This is a genomic window from Sinomonas cellulolyticus (assembly GCF_014656475.1).
Classification (GTDB): domain Bacteria; phylum Actinomycetota; class Actinomycetes; order Actinomycetales; family Micrococcaceae; genus Sinomonas; species Sinomonas cellulolyticus.
Genome location: NZ_BNCM01000030.1, coordinates 1 through 3,078 on the forward strand (window position 1 = coordinate 1; position 3,078 = coordinate 3,078).

Here is a 3,078-nt window from a genome sequence, read left to right on the forward strand (position 1 = left end):
CCGGTTCAACATCAACGCTCATCGGGTACCTCCTGTATCAGAGTTACACCGTTGAAAGTACAGTCCCCCCGCTGTGGAGCCGAAGAGAAGGATGGACCTGATGGATGCTGCCCTGAAGCTGGTGGCCGTCGTGGCTGCGGTCACCGTCATCCTGCTGCTGGTCACCGGCAGGCTCGTTCGTCCCGGGCGCAGGACCGGCAGTGTCCTGGCGGGGCTCCGCAGCCCTTCAGGGGCTCCGGGCTTTCCCGCGGCGCTCGTTGCGGCCACCGGCGCCGCGACGGCACTGTCCCCTACGGGCGCGGACCCGTGGCAGGCGGGGGCACTCATCGGCCTGCTGGCCGGGATCCTGGCCTCGGCCGGGCTCGGATGGCTCCGCAAGGGGGTCTACGGGGCCGCGGCCGTCGCCGGGGCCGTGGCCGGCATGATCGCCGTCTTCCAGCCTGTGCCCGGGTGTGCCCGCACCACCGCCCTGGACGCATGGTTCACCGTGCTCCTGGCCGCGATCGCGGCCCTGGCCGCTGCAGGGGGGTGGCTCACCGGGCACACCCCCACCGCCCCCCAGGGCTACTTCTCCGCGATCACGGTCCTGGGCTTCCTTGCCTCGCCTCTGGGAGTCCCGGTCCTCTCCACCACGGACCCGGCATTGGCCGCGGGTGCGGGGATCGCCGCTGCCGCAGTCCTGGGATACGCCGCGGGGCGCTGGCCCGGCCCGGTCATCGGGCTCGCCTCCCTCGCGATCGCCCTGACCGGGATCGCCGTCGCCGCCTTCATCGTCCCGGCCTGCAGCAGCATCCTCAACGGCTCCCAGGCCACCATCCTCCTGGCCTTCGCCCCGGTCTACGTCCTGGTGCGGATGGGCGCGTCCCTGCTGACTCGCCGCTGAGCCGGCGCCGTCCTCGGCCTGCGCAGCGTGGATGGTCGTCTCGGTCATACAGCCGGGACCAGTCGGGCCCCTGTTGCGTGGGAGGCGGCCCGGGATCGATGATCGGATCATCGGACGCTGCCGGGCAGAGCGATGGCATCCCACGCGGGGAGGAACTCAATGGGGGAATCAGTTGGCATCGACCCGGCAGACGGTCGTGTGATCGCGCTGTGCCGTCTCCTGCACGATGCCACCCTCGGCCAGGCGGACGCGGACACCGTCCTGGCGGGCATCGACCAGCTCCATCCGGCCGGCACGGCTGGGCCCGTCGCTGCGGCCGAAGCAGTCCTGTTCGCCTTCCTCCGCCTGCGCTGCCCTGACGCCCGCCCAGCAGTGCAGGAGGACCCGGCCGGGTCCCCTGAGGAGGAGGCAGGGGATGGCTGGGCGTGCCTGAGGGAAGCCGCCGAGGCAACCGACGGATCCGGATCGCTGAAAGCGCAGTCCCGGATGCTGACGGGCATCTCCGAGGCCCTCGCCTCCTCCGGCCACGTCCTTCCTGCCCTCAATGCCCTCTCATCCGCAGCCGCCCTGCTGGAGGCCATCGGCGATGTCGAGGGCTCCGCGGCTGTGCACAGCAGGCTGGGCGAGGCCCTCCTCGCGGCGGGATCTGCCAGCCAGGCCCAGCAGGAGTTCGCCCGTGCGGTCCTGGTCTTCGGCGAGACCGGGACCCCCGTCGATGCCGGCTTCCTGTTCCGCAATGTCATGAACTGGGGACGATGCCTGAGCATTCAGGGGGACCATGCCAATGCCGAGCAGGAGTACAGGCTCGCCGTCCATGTTTCCTCCCAGGCCAGCGGGCCGGCGACCGACCCGGCCGAGGCGCACCTGCTGCTGGCGGACTCTCTCCGGCAGCAGGACAGGCCAGGCGAAGCAGTCCCCGAATACGAGGCTGCCCTCGGGCTCCTCCGGCAGGGCCCCGAGCGGGCCGGCGACCGCATGGCCACCGCACTGATGGGCCTGGCCGCATGCCACCAGAGCACCGGCGACACCGCCATGTTGATCGGATCCTTGGCAGAGGCACTTGAATACTTGGACCAGGCCGACACGGCCCGGCATGCTGCTGTCAATTTCACCCTGGCCCGCGCCCACTCGGAGACCGGATCGACGGCCCTGGCCGCCGCGCACTACCGCGAGGCCGCCCTCAGGTATACGGAGCTCACGGACGCTGTCAGGGCCGCCCTCTCCTGGTGGCAGGCGGCGGCCGCGCTCAGGGACCTCGACCTCCTCCGCGAAGCGCTCGATGCCAGGCTCGCCGCCTGGGAGGCCCTTGCCGGCAGCGGCCAGGCCCCGGACCCCGCCCTTGTCCAGGACGTGGCCCTCGGGGCAGCGCATTCGCTGATCAGCGCGGGACGGCCCGCTGAAGCCGAGGCCCCCGCCCGTGCCGCGATCGACGCGGCGCGGGCGACGGCAGCCACCGTCGCCGAGGCCGACGCCCACCTCAGACTCGGCCAGGCCCTCCAGGCACAGGAGCGCTTCCCCGAAGCACTCGACTGCTATGAACGGGCTCGCCGGCTGTGCCCAACAGGGTCCCTGGCCCTCGAGGCACAAGACAGGCTCGGCATGTGCCTCCTGGCGCTGAACATGTTCCATGAGGCAGGGCAGGCCTTCGCCCGGGCCGCCGTCGAGGCGAAGGAGGCAGGAGAGCCCGGCACAGCCGATGGGCTCCACTTCAAGGCAGGTCTTGCATTGGTGCACGCGGCCCCCGGCGAGGCCGAACAGCACCTCCGCGCAGTCCTCGTATCGACATCGGCCCAGGGCAACCCTGCCAGGACTGCAGCTGTGCTGTCCGCCCTTGCTGAAGCACTGGTCCAGCTCAACCGGCACCGCGAAGCAGAGGAGACTTATCGGTGCGCCGGGTCCACCTACGAGCAGATCGGGGAGGACGAAGAATCCGCCGAGAGCCTAAACAGGGCCGCGGACACTGCCCGGGCCCACGGCCGCCATGAGGATGCGCTCGCCTCATATCAAGAGGTCATCGCCCGTGGCAGCGAAGCCGGGCCGAAGAACGTCGCAGACTCCTACACCGGATCCGGGATCAGCCTGTACAAGCTCGGCCGGTATGGTGAGGCCGAGGCCTCCTTCCGGCACGCGCACGCCCTCTACACCGAGGATGACAACCCGGGAGCCGCCGCGCTGTGCCTGGAGTGGATCGCGGA

2 protein-coding genes are annotated in these 3,078 nt (G+C 70.8%); both read left to right on the forward strand.

Annotated elements, in window-relative coordinates:
* Positions 1-100: 100 nt before the first annotated feature.
* Positions 101-883 (forward strand): hypothetical protein, encoded by a 783-nt coding sequence (locus IE231_RS18010; protein WP_189695374.1) that lies wholly within the window; start codon positions 101-103, stop codon positions 881-883.
* Between the two features lie 159 nt (positions 884-1,042).
* Positions 1,043-3,078 (forward strand): tetratricopeptide repeat protein (locus IE231_RS18015; RefSeq protein ID WP_189695375.1); only part of this gene is annotated, 2,036 nt, incomplete at its 3' end.